Source organism: Sulfurimonas lithotrophica (assembly GCF_009258225.1).
GTDB classification, from domain to species: domain Bacteria; phylum Campylobacterota; class Campylobacteria; order Campylobacterales; family Sulfurimonadaceae; genus Sulfurimonas; species Sulfurimonas lithotrophica.
The window spans coordinates 336,612-356,245 of the sequence record NZ_CP043617.1; the positions used below are offsets into that span (position 1 = coordinate 336,612).

The following is a 19,634-nucleotide window of genomic DNA, read 5'->3' on the forward strand; positions in this document are numbered from 1 at the left end:
CCTTATTGTAAAAGAGATATCGAAGCATTTGCCATATCTTTTGCAGCTTGAAATGCTGAGACATTTGCTTGATAACTTCTTGTAGCTTCTACTAAATCGGCCATTTCCACAACAGGATTAATATTTGGATATGCTACATACCCGTTTGCATCCGCATCCGGATGGTTTGGCTCAAATTTCATTTTCGGTTCACGATCGTCACGTGAAATTTTATCGACTACTACACTCATTATAGCAGGATTTACCTTTTTTCCAAATTCACCCTCGTTTAAAGGGTCTTGATATTTAGCCGAATTTGTTTCATCGCCGATAGCTTTGTTATAGTAATCGTTAAAGTTTATAGCTTTAAAAATTACCTCTTTACGTCTGTATGGACCACCCTCATCAGTACGAGTTGTTTGTGCATTTGCTATATTGCTTGAGATTGTATTTACACGAACTCTTTGAGCACTTAAGCCGTAACCGCTTATATCAAAACTGTTTAAAAAATTGCTCATCGTTTATCCCTTTTAATTATTAACTTAATTTTGAAGAGGCTTCTATTACACTTTTAAAAATAGCGCCGTCTTTTTTTATCGCATTTATTAAAGCGTTGAACATAATAGAGTTTTTACTCATCTCTGTTGTTTCAACATCCAAATCAACAGAGTTGCCGTCATTTCTAGCCATGTGACCATCACGATAAAAAGTGATAGGCTTATCCGTATTTGTAGGTTTCTTAGGTTCTAAATGTTTGTCCGATGTTTGAGCCATTTGAAGCTTACCTCTGTCATCGTGCATAATTTCTGCTTTTTTTTCTGCCAGATATTCTCCAAAACGGATATCGCGAGGGCGATAAAAAGGAGTATCTGCATTTGCAATATTAGACGATATCATTTTCTCACGAGCTGCACGGTAGTTTAATGCTTCTTTTGCTAGTGTTGCTGTACGGGAGACTGATATTGCCATCTTTTTTCCTTAATTTATACGATTAAATCTTGTGTTTATTACAAGCAAGTTTAATTCCACTTTTTATATATATCACTATAGTGTGATAATAATTAAATTTAAGTTTAAAATAATTAAGATTTAAGTAAATATTAATTTTTAAAGGAGCATAATACTCATTACGATTACAAGTGTAGTCAAATTTTCTTATTTATGAAAGGATCTCTTATGAAAAGATCTGGTTTTACAATGATCGAATTAATTTTCGTTATCGTTATCTTAGGTATTCTTGCTGCTGTTGCAGTTCCAAAACTTTCTGCTACTCGTGATGATGCAAAAATTGCCAAAGGTGCTGCAGCAGTTTCTACAGCTGTTACTGATATGGGTGCTTATTATACTGCACAAGGAAGTTTTGGTACAGTAGGTGATATGACTAATGTTTCTTTTGTTACTACAAGTAATGGTACAACTGACGCATCAGCTACAGATTTAAATGGTTCGGCTACTGTATATTTCAATGACTCTACAAATACTTCATGCCTTTCATTTACGGCTTCTGCTACAGATGGAAACTTAACAGTCTCTTCAGAATCAAATAGCACGGCAGAGTGTAGAGGAATCAATGCTGCTACAAAAGATTTAGCAATAGTGCATCAATTTGGTGGAAGCTCTGTTAAATGGTAATAATTTAATCTATTGTTTAATAAAGTTCTAATTTATTCCCATATTAAAATTGGGAATAAATAATCATAAAATATATTCTCTTCAATTCTCGAACTTAAAAAAAATCAACTAAAATAATGATAATATTATAAATATAAAATGCTAAGTTATGTTTAATAGGAGATATTAATGAAAAAAACAAAAAAAAATGGATTTACTATGATAGAAATGGTTTTTGTTATAGTTGTACTTGGTATATTAGCAGCTATAGCTGTACCAAGATTTGCTGTAACAAGAACAGATGCTCAAATTTCTAAAGGTCGTTCAGATATTGCTTCCATTCGCTCTGGTATTATTAATGAAAGACAAACAAGGATTATTCAGGGTGACTCTTCTTGGATTTCAGATATAAATTTAGATTTAAATAATACATCAACACTTTTTGGTGGAGTATTAATGTATGGAATTCCTTCAGAAGATACCGAAGGTCATTGGTATACAGCAACGGCTGGAAACGGTTCTTATATTTTTAAGAGTGAAGGACAAGATGTAGTATTTACTTATGATGATACTACTGGAATATTTACATGTAACAGAACACATGCTACATATGGTGAAGCATGTAAACACCTTATAGATTAAAAATAATTGAACTACTACAAAATTTCACTTTTAAACTCCCCGATTGGGAGTTATACTTACCATTTTGATAAAAATATAGATATTGGCTGCAAAGTATCTGTAAAACTTCAAAATAGAGAAACTTTTGGCGTAATAATAGAGTCATGTGAAAAACCTGATTTTGAAACTTCAGAAGTATTAGAAGTTTTAGATGAGTACTACTCTTCAAATCAATTAGAATTAGCTAAATTTATATCTTCTTATTATATCTGTTCATTAGGTGATGCATTAGGTATTATGGTTGCATTTGAAGATGATGAGATAAAAAACATATCTTCAGATACTAAGTCTTATGAAAATATAGAACTATCACAAAAACAAGAAGCTGCATTAGAGTTTTTAAAAAAACATACAGTATCTTTACTTTTTGGTGATACGGGTAGCGGTAAAACAGAGATATATATGAAATATTTTGAAGATATTTTATCTCAAAATAAGCGATGTATATTTTTAATGCCTGAGATCTCACTAACACCGCAGATGGATGAGAGACTTAAAAAACATTTCGGTGATGAAGTGGTGATGTACCATTCAAAACTCACACCTAAAAATAAAAAAATCGCACTAGAGAAGATAAGAAACGGTGAAGCAAAAATAATAGCAGGACCTCGTTCAGCTTTGTTTTTACCGATAAAAGACTTAGGTCTGATAGTAGTGGATGAGGAACATGACGACAGCTATAAGTCATCTTCAAGACCGCGTTACAATGCAAGAGATATAAGCATCTATATGGGACAACTTTATAATGTTCCTGTAGTGCTCGGAAGTGCTACGCCTAGCTTGACAAGCTATGTAAAATTTCCTCATGTAAGATTAAAAGGCGGACACTTTAGCTCAGAGAGGGAGTTTATTTATGAGCGAAGTGCCGAGTCATTAAGTCCTATGATTTTAAACGAACTAAAGTCTATACTGGATGCAAAAAAACAAGCTATAGTCTTTATACCTACTAGGGCTAATTTTAAATACCTTGTATGTAATGATTGCGGACACTCTTATGAGTGTGCTTTTTGCTCGATTGGTCTAAGCGTGCATAATAAATCAAATGCATTGAAGTGTCATTATTGTAACTATACACAGGCCATACCTCAAAAATGCTCCGAATGTGGAAGTACTACACTTGTAAGTAGCCGTTTAGGAACCGCTGAGGCTGTTAAAAGTTTAAATGAAGAGTTTACAGATGCAAATATAGAACAGTTTGATCGTGATGTTATAACGAGCAATACAAAACTAAAAAAAGCACTTAAACGCTTTAGAGATAAAGAGAGTGATATATTGGTCGGTACTCAGATGCTAAGCAAGGGTCATGATTATCACGGTGTGACTTTGGCGGTGGTGTTGGGGATGGATAATCTTTTAAATATGCCGGATTACCGCTCACGTGAAAAGGCACTTTCCTCTTTACTTCAAATAGCTGGACGAAGTGGAAGAAAAGAGGTCGCAAAAGTTTTAGTTCAAAGTTTTAACGAGGAGTTTTTCAAAAACTACCTAGACTCATATGAGAGTTTTTTAGATGAGGAAAAAATATACAGAGAGGGCTTATATCCACCGTATAAAAAACTCTCACGTCTGCTTTTTAGCCATAAAAACGGTGCAAAAGCACGTGAATCTATGGAAGAGGTATTAGATAGTTTAAGAGATTATAATGGAATAGAAATAGTCGGATTTGGTAAATGTGCAATAGAAAAAATAGCAAATAAGTACCGTTTTGAGATACTGTTGCGTTCAGATAAAAGCACAGATTTAATAAAAGCTATCAGTAGATGCAAAAACGACTTATGTGAGGTGGATATGGACCCTATAGAGTTCGGATAGGATTAGTTATGAGAATATTTTTAATTTTATTGACTTTCACTTTATCTCTTTATGCAACACATAGTTTAAAAGTACTTGATATTTATGAATATAAAAATAAAGATATAAGAGAACTCTCGGCACTTGCATATGATGGAAATATACTTTATGCTTTAAGTGACTATGGGCAGTTGCATCATTTTAAATTAGATATTAAAAATAAAAAGATAAAACTCTCACTTGTAAAGAGTTTTAAACTTAGAAATAAAAAGAATAAACCCTTAAAAAAGAAAGAAAGTGATGCCGAGAGTTTAGTTTACAAAGATAAAAAATTATATATATCTTTTGAGAGAAAGCATAGGATAGATGCTTTTACTTTAGATGGCAAAAAAATCAAAAAATTAAAACTAAATGAAGAATTGTTAGACAAAGATAAGTATAAATCAAAAAACAAAGGTTTAGAAGCTCTGGCATACAGTGAAAAATACGGCTTTATAACAGCCCCAGAGGCTCCGTTTATAGATAACGGGACACATATACTATATACGGTAGATAATAGCTTCAAAATAAAGAAAAACGGATATATAACCGCCTTAGAGTTTATGAGTAAAAATAAGCTTATAGTTTTGGAAAGAGATTTTAATAATCTAACGAGAAGACAGCTTATCACCATTAGTCTTGTAAATTTGAAAAAATGTAATTTTGGTAAATGTAAAAAGCAGATTTTAAAAGTATTTGACAGTTACAAAGATAAAAACGTCGATAATTTTGAGGGTTTGACGAAGCTGGATAATAACTTGTTTTTAATGGTAAGTGATGATAATGCCAATTTCCTTCAAAAAACACTGTTCGTGCTTTTTGAAGTTGATTAAGAGTTAATCTCGTTTTTTATAACACGAGCCAGTTCTGAACACTCTTCTATTTTTTTTGTGTAGTTAAGATTCTCTTTTAGTAAGATATCTATAAATGCACTCCCTACAATTACACCATCAGCACCATGTACTTTATCTTTTGCAGTTTTTGCATTTACACCAAAACCTACATATACCGGTGTTTTTGTGTATTTTTTTATAGAGCTTAAAAATGGTTGCAGATCTTCTGCTTTGCCACTACCTGTTATACCGGTATATGCAACCATATATATAAATTTTTTTGCATCTGCTACGACTTCTGCAATTCTCTCTTCTGTATCTGTAGGTGCTACAAAAGAGATGTTTGCCAAGTTGTTTTGTTCAAATAAATCTTTGTATTTTAAAGCCTCTTCATGCGGTAAATCAGGAATAATTAATCCATTTATACCCATTTCACTTGCCTCTGGAAGAAGCTTGGTAAGATTTTGTTGGTAAAAAGAGTTAAAATAACCCATCCATAAAGTATCTACTTTTGGTGCTACTTCACGTGATATTTCTCTAAGGTGTTCAAATTTAAATCCAAGTTCAAGAGCTTTATGGTTGGCTTTTTCTATTAAAGGTCCATCCGCCACAGGATCAGAGAAGGGTACACCGAGTTCAAGCGTATCAACACCACTCTCACCTAGGGCTAAAGATAAATCTATACTAAAAGATTTTTCAGGATACCCTGAAGTTATATATGCTACTAAATTTTTCAATTATCATCCAAGTCAGGTATTTTAAGTAGAGAATATTTTACGCGAGTAAGCTCATTGTCGTTTTTTATATCTTCTTGCCAATCGGCAAAGATATCGCTGATTTGTAAAAGCCAGTTAAGAGTTTCTTCACTAATCGGTTTATCTTTTTGTCTTAGCTCTTCTAACACTTCTTCTACAAAAGTAGAGAGTCTTCTCATAGGTTCAATTTCTAAGAAACCAGAAGCTGATTTTATGTTATGAAACACACGAAATAATTCATCTATACTACGTTTATATGTATTAGGTTTTGAAAGGTCTATTATCATCACTTCCATACTCTCTACCATCATAGTATAATGGTCATAAAACTCGTCAACTACTTCGTAATCAAAATTAGAATCTAAGTGACTTCTTATCCCCATAAAATATTTCTCCCATTACTTAACCAAATTGTATCAGTTTTTGGTTAAAATACGTTTATGAAGAAAAAAATGACAATAACATCGATTAAAAAATCAAAAGGTAACAAACCTTTAGTGATGGTGACTGCTTATGATGCACTTTTTGCCAGACTAATAGAGCCATCTGCAGATATAATACTTGTCGGAGATTCATTAAATATGAGTTTTGCCGGTAAAAGCGATACTCTAAGTGCTACACTTGAACAGATGATTTATCATACAAATGCCGTCTGCATGGGTGCTGAAAATAGTTTTGTAATATGCGATATGCCGTTTGGAACTTATGTAAACAAGGACGATGCTTTAAAAAATGCTATTAGAGTTTTTCAGGAGACTAATGCAGACAGCGTTAAAATAGAAGGCGGTGTCGATAAAGCTGAAATTGTCAAGCATCTAACAAGCAACGGCATCGCGGTTTGTGGGCATATAGGATTATTGCCTCAAGCTTTTAGAAGTGAAGGCGGTTATAAAATCAAAGGTAAAACCGAAGAAGAAAAACTATCTCTTATAGAAGATGCAAAAGCCATTGAAAAAGCGGGTGCTTTCTGCATCGTTATAGAGGGTGTAAAAGCTGATGTTGCCAAAGAGGTTGCAAAAAGCGTGGATATACCTTTAATAGGTATAGGTGCCGGTGTAAACGTAGATGGTCAGGTACTCGTATTTTCGGATATGTTAGGGTTGTTTGAAGAGTTTACGCCTAAATTTGTAAAAAAATATTTAAACGGTTCTACTCTTGTAAAAGATGCTATCAAAAACTATAAACAAGAGGTAGAAACAGGTGCGTTTCCACAAGATATACATACTTATTAAGCTTTGCATGGCTATATTTACTTTAAACATTATTACGGGTTGTACAAAAATGGCATATGACACTTTGCATAATGTTTCAAAAAAACAATGTTACGATAATCCAAATTTTGAAGAGAGACAAGAGTGTATTCGCAAGTATGAAGATATGAACTATGAAAAATATCAACGAATATACAAAGAGAAATAGATGGATAGATTAGTAGAGATTGAAAAGTTTGATACCGAAGAACAAAGTGAGTTAAGCCTTCGTCCTGATGCATGGAATGAATATATAGGTCAGGATAAAATCAAAAAAAATCTTGACGTTTTTATAAAAGCTAGTAAAAAACGCTCAGAGGCACTTGACCATGTTCTTTTTTTCGGACCTCCGGGACTCGGAAAAACTACTCTGGCTTTAATCATAGCAAACGAGATGGAATCAAATATAAAAGTAACGGCAGCTCCCATGATAGAAAAAAGCGGAGATTTAGCTGCGATTTTAACAAATTTGGAAGAGGGCGATATCCTTTTTATAGATGAGATCCATCGTTTATCACCTGCAGTTGAAGAGATACTTTACTCATCTATGGAAGATTTTCGCATAGATATAATTATAGGAAGCGGTCCCGCTGCACAAACCGTAAAAATAGACTTGCCAAGATTTACTTTAATAGGTGCTACTACACGTGCCGGTATGCTCTCAAACCCGCTTCGCGATAGGTTTGGAATGAATTTTCGTCTGCAGTTTTACAACAACGAAGAGTTGGCAAAAATAATCTCTCAAGCTTCAAAAAAACTAGATCGTGAGATTATACACGAAGCAGCAATAGAGATAGCAAAAAGAAGTAGGGGCACTCCACGTATAGCATTGCGACTCTTAAAACGTGTCAGAGATTTTGCAGATGTTGCTGATGAATTAAATATAGGGCATCATAGAACAAAGTTTGCTTTAGATGAACTTGGAATTAACTCTTATGGATTTGACGAGATGGATTTAAAGCTTTTAAAACTTCTTGTAGATGCAAGGGGAAAGCCTATGGGACTTAGTACAATTGCGGCAAGTTTGAGTGAGGATGAAGGTACGGTTGAAGATGTATTGGAACCATATCTTTTGGCAAACGGATTTTTAGAACGCACGGCGAAAGGGCGTAAAGCCACAAGAGCCACTTATGATGTTTTAAATATGGACTGGGTAAGCGAAGAAGGAACTTTATTTTGAAACCACAATATTTTGTAGCTATATTATTTGCTACATCGCTTTATTGGATGTATCTTTTGTATGCACCTTTTTTACTGAGCATCACGATAGCTGCACTTTTAGCAATTTCAACTTCAAATATTCAAGATTTTTTTGAAAATAAAACAGGTTCCAAGTTTAGTGCTGCATTGATTTCTAGTATATTACTTGGCGTATTGTTTTTTGTTCCCCTTGGATACTTTTTGGCTACTCTTACTATAAAGTTAAATACACTTGATCAAATTAGCGTAAAAAATCTTGAGAGTTTTATTTTAAATTTTATGAATACCCCGCCTCCGTATTTAGAGTTTTTACAACCGTATATACAAGAAACGATAAGCGATATAGACGTAAAAGGTATAACGTCTAAGACTATCTCTTTTGCAGGCAGTATCGGTGCTTTCTCCGCAAGCTTTTTGAAAAATGCTTTTTTAGTGATTGTTTTTTATTTTTTTGCTCAATATAACGGTGAAACTATAGTGGAGTATTTAAAAAGAGTTGTACAAGTATCGGTCGAGGAAGCAAATACCCTCACAAAAGAACTCTCTTCTGTTATGAGTGTTGTGTTTTATTCTATTATTATCAATGCCATGTTTCAAGGAGTTCTTTTTGGTGTAGCTATATCCTTTTTTGGATATGATGGAATTTTATTTGGGATAATGTACGGATTTGCTTCTCTTATTCCGGTAGTCGGCGGGACACTTATGTGGTTTCCGTTTATGATGTATGAATTTTATTTGGGAAATAATTTTAATGCTTTTTTTATAGCTCTTTATTCAATTATTATGATATCTATAATTGCAGATACGTTTATAAAACCGATAATTATAAAAGAGATAAATAACCGTCTTTTAAAAGAAGACGATACTAAGTTAAATGAGCTTGTTATTTTCTTTGCAATAATCGCAGGTCTTGCGACTTTTGGGTTTTGGGGTATGATTTTAGGACCTGCAATTACGGCATTTTTTCTAACTATTCTTAAAATCTTTGAGGCACGTACGGCTGATTGTGCCACTTAGTCCAGCGCATGGAATATATTTCGTAGAAATATGTTCACGGGAGCTGAAATAGACTAAGTGGTATTCGGATAAGAATATTGAAGATTCCCTTTTAATATACTCACGGGAGCTTGTAAAAGTTAAGGGGTATTCGGCCAACCAAGTGAATGAAAGCAAAGACAAAACACCTAAAGGTGTACATCTAAGTCTTCTTATAAGCTCCCGTGAGCATTTTATTTAAAATGCTCCATACGCTTATTACTTAGATGCATAAATTTCCGGATAATCCGTTTTAAAGCGTCTGTGAATCCAAAACCAAAACTTAGGTTCTTTCTCTATCAAAGAGCCTAACCAGTCGGCTTGAGCTTGAGTTGCTTTTTGAATATCGGCTGATTCATCATCTGTTTTTTCTACTTTTATCTCATCAAAAAGCATCAGTGTATAATTTTCTTCATCATCCGTTCTTATAGTTACAGGAATAATTGCGGCATTAAATTTTCTAGCTAAATATGCAGGAGTTGGAGTTTGTGAGATTTTTTTACCCATAAAGTCAACTTCAACACCCTCTCTTTTATTTAGGTTAGTATCTATTAAAATACCACTGCCTTTTTTCTCTTTTATGTATCTAATAAGCGGTTTAATAACTTTTGATTTTTCAAGATTTATATTTCCAAATTTTGCACGACCTTCCAGTAACCACTCTTGCATTGTCGGATTTTTCATCTTCCTATAAACTGCTACGATAGGCTCTATAAAAGCTCCTATACTAGCCCCGCCTAACTCCCAAGAAGAGTAATGAGTAGTTACATATATAACGGCACGTCCTTCTTTATGAACTTTTTCTACGGCTTCTATATTTTGTATTTTAACTATTTTTGAGAGCTCGTCTTTTGACATATGTCTTAGTTCCATTACATGATGAAAGTTCAGTAGTAGGTTTTTAAAACTGTATTTTGTAATCTCTGTTTTTTCTTGCTCTGAGAGTTTGTTTGAAAAAATAAAATTCAAGTTATCAAAAGATACTTTTCTGTATCTTGAAGATATATAATATCCCAGAGTTCCAAGAGATGTAAAAAACCATTTTCTAACTTTTCTCGGAAAAAGCATTAAAAAACTCTCAAATACTAAAAAAATTTTATAACCCATACGCTAAAAACCTATTTTTTAATCGAATTATATCATTAAAACTGTTGTCAGTAGCTTTTTTTAATACCATTTTGCTATACTTCCAAGTATATATAATATACAGGGATTAAAGTATCATGGTTGCATCTGATATTCAAAATTTTTCAGAAGGTAGAACAAAAGCAAGAGCTTATTTTTGTTACCTTTTTTCCAAAAATATTCCAAATCGTTTGCCTTCGCTGAGTGTAGATATGATAATGCCCCGCCTTTTAAAAATAAAGGCAGATTTGGGTATAACAGAGGGTGTTTACCTACTTGACTATAAGGGTGTTCAAGTTACACCTACTTTTACTAAAAAAGAACAAATAGATGAGGATATTGGTTTAATCAGAGCTGATCGTGCATATTATTATCGTGCAGTCAGAGAGGCACGTTGTACTATTACCGACCCTTATCCGTCTTTAATAACGGGTGATTTGTGTATAACCGCATCTCAACCAATATATGATGAAAACGGTGATTTAAAATATGTAGCATGTTTAGATATGTCTTTGGATGAGGTTTTGAAAATATCTCAACAAAACTCTAATGACATATTTTTTGCAAAATTATTTAAATATTCATACGGAACATTTGCTTTTGCTCTTATTGCAATATCTATGTTACTTTTTTTTAAAGGTTTGACAAGTTTCTTTATTCATGAGATTACACCTTTTCACTTTAAAATAAAAGATGTTTTTGAAGCCACTATTCTTTTAACTTTGGCACTGGCGATATTTGATCTTGCCAAAACTATTATTGAAGAAGAAGTTTTAGGACGTATAAAAGATACATCCACTTCAGGTACTCATAAAACAATGGTTAAATTTATAGGTTCGATTATTATCGCTTTATCGATTGAAGCATTGATGCTTGTATTTAAGTTTGCCATAACAGATCCAAGTCAGCTTTTATACTCGGTATATATAGTCGGCGGAGTTGGAATATTATTATTTGGTCTGGCATTTTATATTAAATTTACAAAAGATAAAGAGACTCTTATATGAAACAAAATATAGCTATAGTTGATTATAATATGGGAAATTTGGCAAGTGTTCAAAATGCACTGAGTAAATTAGGACAAAGAAGTGTAATTGAGAGCGATCCTGAAAAATTTTTAGAGTATGATAAGTTAATACTTCCGGGTGTAGGTGCTTTTGGCGATGCAATGGAGCATTTACATGAACGTAATATGATAGATGCAATTAAAGCATATGCCAAAAGCGGAAAATATATGTTTGGCATCTGTTTAGGGATGCAACTTCTTTTTGAATCGTCTCAGGAATTTGGAAGCAATGAGGGCTTAGGACTTATAAAGGGGCAGGTAGAAGCTTTTAATACTAAAAAGTTTAGCGAACCTTTAAAAGTACCTCACATGGGATGGAACAGAATGTTTACAAAAGAACACCCTCTTTTTAACGGTTTGGATGACAACCACTATTTATATTTTGTTCATTCATTCCATGCAGTATGCGATAATGAAGATGATATTATAGGTCGTACTGTATATGGTTATGAGTTTACATCTAGTGTGGCAAAGGACAATGTACTGGGGATTCAGCCACACCCTGAAAAAAGCCATAATAATGGTTTAAAAATACTAGAGAATTTCATTAATTTGTAACGCTATCGGAAGTAAATTCCTATTAGCTACGTTAACACTGGATTCACTTCGGCAGTGAGCCCTCGCCACTAGTGGCTCTAAAAAAGATACTTAAAGGACAAAACAGATATGACACTTTACCCGGCAATAGATTTAAAAGATGGAAAAGCAGTTCGCCTTACAAAAGGTTTGATGGATAGTGCAAAAATATACTCAAACGAGCCGTATGAGCTTGTAAAAAAATTTGAAGATATGGGTGCCGAGTGGGTGCATTTAGTTGATTTAAACGGAGCATTTGCAGGTGAGCCTAAAAATTTAGAACAGATTATTAAAATTCGTCAAAACTGTAATGTAAAACTTGAACTTGGCGGCGGTATCCGTGACGAAGCCACAATTCAAAAGATGTTAGAAATAGGAATAGACAGAGTTATACTGGGTTCAATCGCAGTTAAAGACTCACAATTTGTAAAGGATATGGCGGCAAAATATCCGATAGCAGTAGGTATAGATGCAATAGACGGTTATGTAGCGGTTGAAGGTTGGGGTGAAGTGAGTGAGATGAAGGCAACTGATTTGGCACGTGAGTTTGCAAATGCTGGTGTTGAGGCAATTATATGTACAGATGTTGGAAAAGACGGTACTTTAAGCGGTGTAAATGTTAAGTTTACCGTCGATATTGCCGATGCTAGTGGTGTGAGTACTATTGCAAGCGGCGGTGTTAAAGATGAAAGCGATATAAGGGCACTGATAGATACCAATAAAGTAGATGGTGTTATAATAGGAAAAGCTTATTATGAGGGTACATTAGACTTGCCAAAGATGTTTAAACTGCTTGATTAATAGAAAAAAAATAAAAAATTTGTTATCATACAGATAATAAATTTTGCAAAATATATATAAAAAAAAGGATTTTAGTTGAAAATACTTGTTGTTGATGACAGCTCTACAATGCGTCGTATTATTAAAAACACTTTAGCTAGACTTGGATACAAAGATGTTTTAGAAGGTGGTGACGGTGTTGAGGGTTGGGACGCTATGAATGATAATCCGGATGTTGAAATGTTAATTACCGACTGGAATATGCCGGAAATGAATGGTCTTGAACTTGTAAAAAAAGTTCGTGCGGACGAGCGTTTTGTAGATTTGCCTATAATTATGGTTACAACAGAGGGTGGTAAAGCCGAAGTTATCACTGCACTAAAAGCCGGTGTTAATAACTATATTGTAAAACCATTCACACCACAGGTTTTAAAAGAAAAACTTGCAGCAGTAATGGGTGTATCTGATTAATGCAAGAGAGCTATTATGAGCTCACGATATCCGTATCTTCTCATCATGAACTTTTTTCTGACTTTTTAGCCGATACCATTCCCGTCGGCTTTGAAGAGACGGAAAATGGTTTTATAGTTAGAAGCGAAGATGACCTTCAAACTATAGCTTGGGGAGTTGAACAGTTTGCTCAAGCGTTATCAAAAGCATTATCGTTAAATATAGAATGTGAATGTAAACAACAAAAACTAAAAGCAAGTGATTGGGTAAAAGAGTATCAACAAAGTATAAAACCTATAGAGATAGATAAGTTTTATATACATCCGACATGGGATGAGCCTAGCACCGAGCATATAAATATAGAGATTGATCCTGCTTTAGCTTTTGGAACAGGGCATCACCCTACAACAGCTTCATCTCTTCGTGCAATATCAAAGTATGTAAAAGAGAATGACAGAGTTATAGATGTAGGTAGCGGAAGCGGAATATTAGGTGTTGGAGCCATTAAGCTTGGAGCGAGTGTAGATGCATGTGATACCGATCCCGTATCGGTTGAAAATACCTTGGAAAATGCAAAATTAAACGGTGTAGAGTTTAATAGAGTTTGGGAAGGTTCGTGTTCACTTGCAAACGACCAATATGATGTTGTCGTAGCAAATATTGTTGCGGATGTTTTGACTTTTATAGCAAAAGATTTAAAAGCAGCCTTAAAAGATTCAGGTGTATTAATACTATCAGGTATTTTAGATAAATATGAAGATAAAGTTATAAAATATTATAAAGATATGAAAGTAGTTCAAAGAATAGCCCAAGAAGAGTGGGTAACAATAGTTTTACAAAAGGAAAATGCATAGATGCAAAATAATAAAAAGAGTCCAAAAAATAATCCGAATAATTTTTTTAATCAAAATCCATTAATAACTTTTGCAATATTCTCTGTTGTAGTTATTTTACTGTTTAAAGCGTTGGTAGGTGAAAACAGTTCTATGGAGGGACAAACCGGTTCAAAAAGAACCCAACAGGTTTCATACTCTGAATTTAAAGAGTTGGTATCAAATAAAACATTAAACAAGGTTGAGATAGGACAGACTTTTATAAGAGCTAAATCAACCGACGGTACACTTTATACAACCAGAATCGTAAAAGGTGATACGGAATTAGTAAAAGAACTTGATAAACAAGGTATAGATTACAGCGGATTTAGTGAAACAAACTGGTTTACGGAGATGTTTGGATGGTTATTTCCGTTTTTAATCATTATGGCACTGTGGATGTTTTTTGCAGGACGTATGCAAAAAAGTATGGGTAACGGTATCCTTGGTATGGGTGGAAGTAAAAATATGGTTAATTCCGAAAAGCCTAAAACCAAGTTTGACGACGTAGCAGGAGTCGAAGAAGCTAAAGAGGAAGTTCAAGAGATTGTTGACTTTTTAAAGCATCCTGGGCGTTACGTTGAGATTGGTGCAAAAATCCCTAAAGGTGTCCTTTTAGTCGGTAGTCCCGGTACAGGTAAGACACTTTTGGCTAAAGCAGTAGCAGGTGAAGCAGATGTACCTTTTTTCTCGGTAACGGGTTCTAGTTTTATAGAGATGTTCGTAGGTGTCGGTGCTGCACGTGTTAGAGACTTATTTGAACAAGCAAAAAAAGACAGCCCTAGTATTATATTTATCGATGAGATAGATGCTATCGGTAAAAGTCGTGCTGCAGGCGGTATGATGGGTGGAAACGATGAACGTGAACAAACTCTGAATCAGCTTTTGTCTGAGATGGACGGTTTTGGTACGGATACTCCGGTTATAATTTTGGCAGCTACCAATAGACCGGAGACACTTGACCAAGCACTTATGAGACCTGGTCGTTTTGATAGACAAGTTTTAGTTGACAAACCTGATTTTGAAGGTCGTATCAAAATACTAAAAGTTCACACAAAGGGTGTGAAGATGGATGATGATGTTGAGCTTGAAGAAGTCGCACGTTTAACTGCAGGTTTGGCAGGAGCAGACTTGGCTAATGTTGTAAACGAAGCCGCACTACTAGCGGGTCGTAAAAACCAAAAAACAGTTAAACAACAAGATTTATTTGAATCGGTTGAGCGTGCACTTGCAGGTTTAGCTAAAAAATCACGCCGAATAAACCCTAAAGAGAAAAAAATAGTAGCATACCATGAAAGTGGTCATGCCCTACTTGCAGAGACTACAAAGGGTGCTAAACAAGTATCTAAAGTCTCTATTGTACCTCGCGGTTTAGCAGCTCTTGGTTATACACTTAATAAACCTGAAGAAGATAAGTTTATGATGCAAAGACATGAACTTTGGGCTGAAGTAGATGTGTTATTAGGCGGTCGTGCAGCGGAGCAGGTTTTTATAGGTGAGATATCAACCGGTGCCGGAAACGATTTAGAACGTGCAACCGATATTATTAAATCTATGGTTCAAACTTACGGTATGACTGATGTAGCAGGACTTATGGTTATGGAAAAATCGCGTCAGTCATTTTTAGGTCCACAAGGTGGCAGTAGTCGTGAGTACAGTGATAAACTAGCTCAAGATGCAGATGAGTTTATAAAAGCATCTCTGGATGAGCATTATAAAGCAGTAGTAGCTAGGCTTGAAGAGTATCGCGGTGCTATTGAAGATATGGTTAAACTTCTTTATAAAAAAGAAAACATTACAGGTGAAGAGGTTAGAAATATAATACTTGACTTTGAAAAAGAAAACGGTATTGAATCAAAAGTTCAAGAGCATATCAATGAGATAGAAGATGAACTTAAAGAAGACGCTTCTATGAGTGAAAAAGAAAGTAAAGTCGATGAACAATAATCTATTTCCGATTTCTAAAGAGGGTTGGAGTTATATTGGATATTCAGTAGCACTGTTTTTAGTGCTTGGTTTTTTTGATTTAGAATTTTTGCAGTTTTTTTCTTTTTTATTAATTTTATTTTTTCTTTACGTATTTAGAAATCCCGAACGAGAGATGCCTGCATTTGAAAAGGGCGGTGTTGTCAGCCCAGTAGATGGTAGAGTGACAGATATACACGAAGATACAAAAACTACGCAAATTACCCTAGAGAGTAACTATCTCGACGTATCCGTACTTAGAGTTCCTATAGGGTCTGTAATATCAGAGATAAAAGAACAAAAAGGTGCATCTCTATCTAAAAACTCTTTAAAATCAAAGTTTTTAAACGAGCAATTAAACATCTCATTTGAAGATTCCCAAAAAAGAGTAGTTAATGTGTCTCATGTCGTAAATTTAAATTTTTTAGGTGTCTTACATTATTTAATAAACTCTCAAAAAGTAATTCAGGGTTCTCGTTACGGTGTAATGTTAAAAGGTACTACTGTAGTTTCAATACCAAAGAATTCAAAAGTGAATGTCCAAATCGGTAGTGAAATAAAAGCTTGCGAGAGTGTTATAGCTTATCTTTCTTAGCTAAATCTGCCCTAATGTCTTTTGCAAATATAGTTTATCGGTATCTATATCAAAAGTGAAGTATTTTGATCTAAATCCGCTATCTCCAACCATATTTAATTGAATGGAAGCTCCTGCATTATTTTGTGTCTCTAGGTATAATAAACCTAGTGCATAACGACTTTGTTTAAAAGTTTTGTTTTTCATTTTAGATAATTCCAAAAGTGCTATTGCATTCGCATTATGTCCCGCTGCCGTAGAAGCTACCGCACCTAAAAACAGCGTGTAAGAATCTCTAACTTTTAAAGTGTCGATAAGGTTGTTATATAGAACGTAAGATTCCTCATAAGACTTATCATATAAAGAAGCTAGAGCTAATGCACTTGTCAATTCCTCCGTATTTTTTCTTGTAGTTTCCAGTTCATCACGAAGTATTTTTCTTACAAAATATAGATTACCGGTAATTAAACTTTGTTGTATGTAGAGTTGTCTTGTAATAAACGGACCGTAAAATAAATCTTTATAATTAAAGTTTTGTTTTTTAAGATACTTTAAAACTTCAAATGCATATTTTTTTGGTTTAAGTTCATTAAAGTGAGTATCTATATACATAATTTGCGGCAGTATATCGTTTGGAAAGAGTGTACTCAATGTGGTGGTAGCTTTCTTTGCTATTGCCTTGTTATTCAAGTCGTCTGCTATTATTGCTTCAAGAGCCAGATATATAGGTCTTTGTTTATAATCGTGATACAGCCAGTCGGATGCACTGGATGAGTTGTTGTTGCTAATAAACATAAGTGTTTTATAAAATTGAATCTCTTCGGAATCATTTTCCAACAATATAGATTCTTTTAAAGTGTTTAAGAGTCTTTTTTTATCTTTATCAAGTAAGTCCGCACATAAAGAGGCATAGATTCCGGAGAGATAATTTTTTGCATCCAGATGATATGATTTTAAAAAATGTTGATATGCATTTGTAATATCACCCATTTGTGCATAAGTCAAAGCTAGATTATAGTGTAAAATAGAGTGTCTAGGCTGGATATTTACGAGGTTTTGAAGCTTTTGGTTAGCATCTCTTAAATCAAACGACAATGCCATTTTTATAGCTTGCACGATGCCTTTGTTAACACTTGATGTAGCTTTACTTCTTTTAAGATAGTTTTTTGCACTGTGGACATTATCTATATATATATTCGTATTTCCTTTTCTAATATAATCAATTGTACTGTTGGCATTAAAAATCTTATATGGAGAGAAATAAAATATTTTATGATACTTTATTAGATTACTTTTTTTGATATCCTCTTTGTAGCTAGCCTGGGCTTTTTCTGGATCAAAGAGTTCATCTTTTAGTTTTACTTTTATAGGATAGGGTTTATACACCTCTTCGGGGAACATATCGGTCGTATTTTGAATAAGTTTTCCCGCAGATGTAACACGACCTGATTTTAGATATATATAACTAAGTGCCAATGCCGATTTAACGGGTTCGATATTATTACTTAAGGCTTCTTGTATATACTTTTCAGCCAAGCCTATATCACCTATTCTTCCGTATAACAAACCTAAAGAGAGAGAGTCTTCTTTTTCATAATCTTTCTCCAGTTCCTCAATAGCTTTAAAATTATTATTGTACAGTGCATTTATTTTGGACTTTAAGTGTTTTTGTATATTTGGATACTCATCTGTTGTAGGATTATTCAGTGCACTTAAGGCTTCAAAATAGTTGTTTTTATAGTACTGAATCAAAGCATAGTAGTATGAATAAAGAGGTGATTTGTTTTCTGAAGGAAGATAAGCGTATGCTAAATTAATATAGTAATCAAAACTTTTTTTATTGTTCATATGAAGTGAACAAACAGCGGCATTTATAGCACTTACGCATCTTTTTTCTCCATTTTGTATAGCTTTGGAGAATGTTTTTAGGGCAGTATCGTACTGCTCGTTTTTAAGTTGTGCTACACCTAAGTTGTATTGCGAAATCGATTCACTGAATTGTGCTATTTTTTCATACAGATGCAAAGCTTTTGCTTGTGAGCCGTTTTCATATAGATAAGCAGCTTTGGCTATCATGTTCTCAAGCTCGCTCATCTCTAGATTTTGCTTTTTGTCTTGGTTATCGTTAAGTTTTTCTTCGATGGAGTCAATCGAATATTTTTGAACTTCTTCTTTTTTATCTGATGAAAATATTAGGATAAGAGTGACTATAATAATGACGATTAAGACGGCACTGATTGCGGAAAAAATAATTATCTTTTTCTTTTTATCCGAATCGTCGGATTCTTCTTGTTTTAGACTTTTGATTACATCATCGTCTTCTATGATAATTATTTCTTCTTCAAATTCAGCCATCACTTACCTTATTTTAGTCCTGTACTTAGTTTGATAAAGCAAAATTAGTGCCAAATTATAGAAAAAGTATCTATACTATCTGGCTTGTTTTATAGCCTCTAGTGCTGCTTCATAGTTTGGTTCTGCCGTAACTTCAGGGACAATCTCTTTATATACGATTTTTCCGCTTCTATCTATAACAAAAACTGCTCTTGCACTTAAGCCTTTTAGTTTATTATCATCCATTAAAACACCGTAGGCACGACTTACTTCTTTATCCATATAGTCAGATGCTACACTTAAATTCTCAATACCTTCGGTTGAACAAAAACGCTCAGATGCAAAAGGCAAATCCATAGAAACGACAGTCGTTTCGCAAATATCAAGATTGTTAACATCTACGTTAAATCTTCTGGTTTCTGCTGCACATGTATCCGTATCTAGTGAAGGAACCGTTATAAGAAGTTGAACTCTGTCTTTAGCTCCGCCTACTTCTACCTCGTTTAAATCAGTCCCTATAGCTTTGGCTATCGGTGCATTATCACCTACATTTATTTCATTTCCTGCTAGTTTTACTTCCGTACCTTTAAACATTGTCATCTGCATATTTAAACCTTTTAAAAAATATATTATTTATATTAACATTATTTTTACTTGTAACGATTAAGAAATATAAAAGTTTAAAATTTTTTTGTGTAAGTGAGTAAATTTTCTCTAT

At 33.9% G+C, this 19,634-nt stretch carries 22 protein-coding genes; 15 read left to right on the forward strand and 7 right to left on the reverse strand.

Annotated elements, in window-relative coordinates; all coding sequences use genetic code 11:
* Positions 1-2: 2 nt before the first annotated feature.
* Positions 3-497: a flagellar basal body rod protein FlgC gene (gene flgC / locus FJR48_RS01825; RefSeq protein WP_152306473.1), complete on the reverse strand. Its 495-nt coding sequence runs from the start codon at positions 495-497 to the stop codon at positions 3-5.
* Positions 498-516: 19 nt separating this feature from the next.
* Positions 517-948, reverse strand: coding sequence for a flagellar basal body rod protein FlgB (flgB, locus tag FJR48_RS01830; RefSeq protein ID WP_152306474.1), 432 nt, complete (start codon positions 946-948; stop codon positions 517-519).
* Positions 949-1,176: 228 nt separating this feature from the next.
* On the opposite strand from flgB, the gene FJR48_RS01835 reads away from it, so the two are divergent.
* The 4 genes from FJR48_RS01835 to FJR48_RS01850 all read left to right on the forward strand — a co-directional run bounded on the left by FJR48_RS01835 (position 1,177) and on the right by FJR48_RS01850 (position 4,934).
* Positions 1,177-1,611 (forward strand): pilin, encoded by a 435-nt coding sequence (locus FJR48_RS01835; RefSeq protein ID WP_430739320.1) that lies wholly within the window; start codon positions 1,177-1,179, stop codon positions 1,609-1,611.
* A 168-nt stretch (positions 1,612-1,779) separates the two neighbouring features.
* Positions 1,780-2,232: a type II secretion system protein gene (locus tag FJR48_RS12425; RefSeq protein ID WP_152306476.1), complete on the forward strand. Its 453-nt coding sequence runs from the start codon at positions 1,780-1,782 to the stop codon at positions 2,230-2,232.
* Positions 2,233-2,238: 6 nt separating this feature from the next.
* Complete coding sequence (locus tag FJR48_RS01845; protein ID WP_152306477.1) at positions 2,239-4,083, forward strand: primosomal protein N'; 1,845 nt, start codon at positions 2,239-2,241, stop codon at positions 4,081-4,083.
* A gap of 8 nt (positions 4,084-4,091) precedes the next feature.
* Positions 4,092-4,934 carry an esterase-like activity of phytase family protein gene (locus FJR48_RS01850; RefSeq protein WP_152306478.1) on the forward strand — a complete coding sequence of 281 codons (843 nt, stop codon included), beginning with the start codon at positions 4,092-4,094 and terminating at the stop codon, positions 4,932-4,934.
* On the opposite strand, the gene trpA is transcribed toward FJR48_RS01850, so the two are convergent.
* Together trpA and FJR48_RS01860 are read right to left on the reverse strand one after the other, a co-directional pair.
* Positions 4,931-5,671 (reverse strand): tryptophan synthase subunit alpha, encoded by a 741-nt coding sequence (trpA, locus tag FJR48_RS01855; RefSeq protein ID WP_152306479.1) that lies wholly within the window; start codon positions 5,669-5,671, stop codon positions 4,931-4,933. The two genes, FJR48_RS01850 and trpA, sit on opposite strands and share 4 nt — an antisense overlap.
* The gene (locus FJR48_RS01860; protein ID WP_152306480.1) at positions 5,668-6,072 is read right to left on the reverse strand and encodes an Hpt domain-containing protein; all 405 of its coding nucleotides are present in this window, start codon (positions 6,070-6,072) and stop codon (positions 5,668-5,670) included. The genes trpA and FJR48_RS01860 overlap by 4 nt, the downstream gene beginning before the upstream one ends.
* Positions 6,073-6,129: 57 nt before the next feature.
* Here FJR48_RS01860 and panB point away from each other — a divergent pair, with 57 nt between their 5' ends.
* Genes panB through FJR48_RS01880 form a run of 4 tightly spaced genes read left to right on the forward strand, consistent with a single transcriptional unit; the run spans position 6,130 to position 9,156 of the window.
* Entirely contained in the window at positions 6,130-6,921 is a 792-nt protein-coding gene (gene panB / locus FJR48_RS01865) for a 3-methyl-2-oxobutanoate hydroxymethyltransferase (protein WP_152306481.1), read from the forward strand.
* Between the two features lie 7 nt (positions 6,922-6,928).
* On the forward strand, positions 6,929-7,108 hold the full coding sequence (locus tag FJR48_RS01870; protein WP_152306482.1) for a hypothetical protein: 180 nt from the start codon (positions 6,929-6,931) through the stop codon (positions 7,106-7,108).
* Positions 7,109-8,119, forward strand: coding sequence for a Holliday junction branch migration DNA helicase RuvB (ruvB, locus tag FJR48_RS01875; protein WP_152306483.1), 1,011 nt, complete (start codon positions 7,109-7,111; stop codon positions 8,117-8,119).
* The gene (locus FJR48_RS01880; protein ID WP_152306484.1) at positions 8,116-9,156 is read left to right on the forward strand and encodes an AI-2E family transporter; all 1,041 of its coding nucleotides are present in this window, start codon (positions 8,116-8,118) and stop codon (positions 9,154-9,156) included. The genes ruvB and FJR48_RS01880 overlap by 4 nt, the downstream gene beginning before the upstream one ends.
* 237 nt (positions 9,157-9,393) lie before the next feature.
* Here the strand turns inward: FJR48_RS01880 and FJR48_RS01885 are convergent, their stop codons facing one another.
* Entirely contained in the window at positions 9,394-10,281 is an 888-nt protein-coding gene (locus tag FJR48_RS01885; RefSeq protein WP_152306485.1) for a lipid A biosynthesis lauroyl acyltransferase, read from the reverse strand.
* 116 nt (positions 10,282-10,397) lie between these two features.
* On the opposite strand from FJR48_RS01885, the gene FJR48_RS01890 reads away from it, so the two are divergent.
* The 7 genes from FJR48_RS01890 (at position 10,398) to FJR48_RS01920 (ending at position 16,603) form a co-directional block, all read left to right on the forward strand.
* Positions 10,398-11,306, forward strand: a complete 909-nt coding sequence (locus tag FJR48_RS01890; protein ID WP_152306486.1) for a PDC sensor domain-containing protein — start codon at positions 10,398-10,400, stop codon at positions 11,304-11,306.
* On the forward strand, positions 11,303-11,923 hold the full coding sequence (hisH, locus tag FJR48_RS01895) for an imidazole glycerol phosphate synthase subunit HisH (protein ID WP_152306487.1): 621 nt from the start codon (positions 11,303-11,305) through the stop codon (positions 11,921-11,923). The genes FJR48_RS01890 and hisH overlap by 4 nt, the downstream gene beginning before the upstream one ends.
* 108 nt (positions 11,924-12,031) lie before the next feature.
* Positions 12,032-12,742 (forward strand): 1-(5-phosphoribosyl)-5-[(5-phosphoribosylamino)methylideneamino]imidazole-4-carboxamide isomerase, encoded by a 711-nt coding sequence (hisA, locus tag FJR48_RS01900; protein ID WP_152306488.1) that lies wholly within the window; start codon positions 12,032-12,034, stop codon positions 12,740-12,742.
* Positions 12,743-12,817: 75 nt separating this feature from the next.
* Complete coding sequence (locus FJR48_RS01905) at positions 12,818-13,192, forward strand: response regulator (RefSeq protein WP_152306489.1); 375 nt, start codon at positions 12,818-12,820, stop codon at positions 13,190-13,192.
* Positions 13,192-14,025, forward strand: a complete 834-nt coding sequence (locus FJR48_RS01910) for a 50S ribosomal protein L11 methyltransferase (RefSeq protein ID WP_152306490.1) — start codon at positions 13,192-13,194, stop codon at positions 14,023-14,025. The genes FJR48_RS01905 and FJR48_RS01910 overlap by 1 nt, the downstream gene beginning before the upstream one ends.
* Entirely contained in the window at positions 14,026-15,990 is a 1,965-nt protein-coding gene (gene ftsH / locus FJR48_RS01915; protein ID WP_152306491.1) for an ATP-dependent zinc metalloprotease FtsH, read from the forward strand.
* On the forward strand, positions 15,980-16,603 hold the full coding sequence (locus tag FJR48_RS01920; protein WP_152306492.1) for a phosphatidylserine decarboxylase: 624 nt from the start codon (positions 15,980-15,982) through the stop codon (positions 16,601-16,603). The genes ftsH and FJR48_RS01920 overlap by 11 nt, the downstream gene beginning before the upstream one ends.
* On the opposite strand, the gene FJR48_RS01925 is transcribed toward FJR48_RS01920, so the two are convergent.
* Both FJR48_RS01925 and tpx read right to left on the reverse strand, forming a co-directional pair.
* Positions 16,604-18,937, reverse strand: coding sequence for a tetratricopeptide repeat protein (locus FJR48_RS01925; protein ID WP_152306493.1), 2,334 nt, complete (start codon positions 18,935-18,937; stop codon positions 16,604-16,606).
* A 75-nt stretch (positions 18,938-19,012) separates the two neighbouring features.
* Complete coding sequence (gene tpx / locus FJR48_RS01930; protein WP_152306494.1) at positions 19,013-19,522, reverse strand: thiol peroxidase; 510 nt, start codon at positions 19,520-19,522, stop codon at positions 19,013-19,015.
* Between the last annotated feature and the right edge of the window lie 112 nt (positions 19,523-19,634).

Bases quoted from the DNA above. Each gene is read 5' to 3' on its own strand.
- hisA (WP_152306488.1), top strand. From the start codon at position 12,032: ATGACACTTTACCCGGCAATAGATTTAAAAGATGGAAAAGCAGTTCGC.
- FJR48_RS01835 (WP_430739320.1), top strand. From the start codon at position 1,177: ATGATCGAATTAATTTTCGTTATCGTTATCTTAGGTATTCTTGCTGCT.
- ftsH (WP_152306491.1), top strand. From the start codon at position 14,026: ATGCAAAATAATAAAAAGAGTCCAAAAAATAATCCGAATAATTTTTTT.
- hisH (WP_152306487.1), top strand. From the start codon at position 11,303: ATGAAACAAAATATAGCTATAGTTGATTATAATATGGGAAATTTGGCA.
- ruvB (WP_152306483.1), top strand. From the start codon at position 7,109: ATGGATAGATTAGTAGAGATTGAAAAGTTTGATACCGAAGAACAAAGT.
- FJR48_RS01850 (WP_152306478.1), top strand. From the start codon at position 4,092: ATGAGAATATTTTTAATTTTATTGACTTTCACTTTATCTCTTTATGCA.
- FJR48_RS01910 (WP_152306490.1), top strand. From the start codon at position 13,192: ATGCAAGAGAGCTATTATGAGCTCACGATATCCGTATCTTCTCATCAT.
- FJR48_RS01870 (WP_152306482.1), top strand. From the start codon at position 6,929: ATGGCTATATTTACTTTAAACATTATTACGGGTTGTACAAAAATGGCA.
- flgB (WP_152306474.1), bottom strand. From the start codon at position 948: ATGGCAATATCAGTCTCCCGTACAGCAACACTAGCAAAAGAAGCATTA.
- FJR48_RS01920 (WP_152306492.1), top strand. From the start codon at position 15,980: ATGAACAATAATCTATTTCCGATTTCTAAAGAGGGTTGGAGTTATATT.
- tpx (WP_152306494.1), bottom strand. From the start codon at position 19,522: ATGCAGATGACAATGTTTAAAGGTACGGAAGTAAAACTAGCAGGAAAT.
- panB (WP_152306481.1), top strand. From the start codon at position 6,130: ATGAAGAAAAAAATGACAATAACATCGATTAAAAAATCAAAAGGTAAC.
- flgC (WP_152306473.1), bottom strand. From the start codon at position 497: ATGAGCAATTTTTTAAACAGTTTTGATATAAGCGGTTACGGCTTAAGT.
- FJR48_RS01925 (WP_152306493.1), bottom strand. From the start codon at position 18,937: ATGGCTGAATTTGAAGAAGAAATAATTATCATAGAAGACGATGATGTA.
- FJR48_RS12425 (WP_152306476.1), top strand. From the start codon at position 1,780: ATGAAAAAAACAAAAAAAAATGGATTTACTATGATAGAAATGGTTTTT.
- FJR48_RS01860 (WP_152306480.1), bottom strand. From the start codon at position 6,072: ATGGGGATAAGAAGTCACTTAGATTCTAATTTTGATTACGAAGTAGTT.
- FJR48_RS01885 (WP_152306485.1), bottom strand. From the start codon at position 10,281: ATGGGTTATAAAATTTTTTTAGTATTTGAGAGTTTTTTAATGCTTTTT.
- FJR48_RS01890 (WP_152306486.1), top strand. From the start codon at position 10,398: ATGGTTGCATCTGATATTCAAAATTTTTCAGAAGGTAGAACAAAAGCA.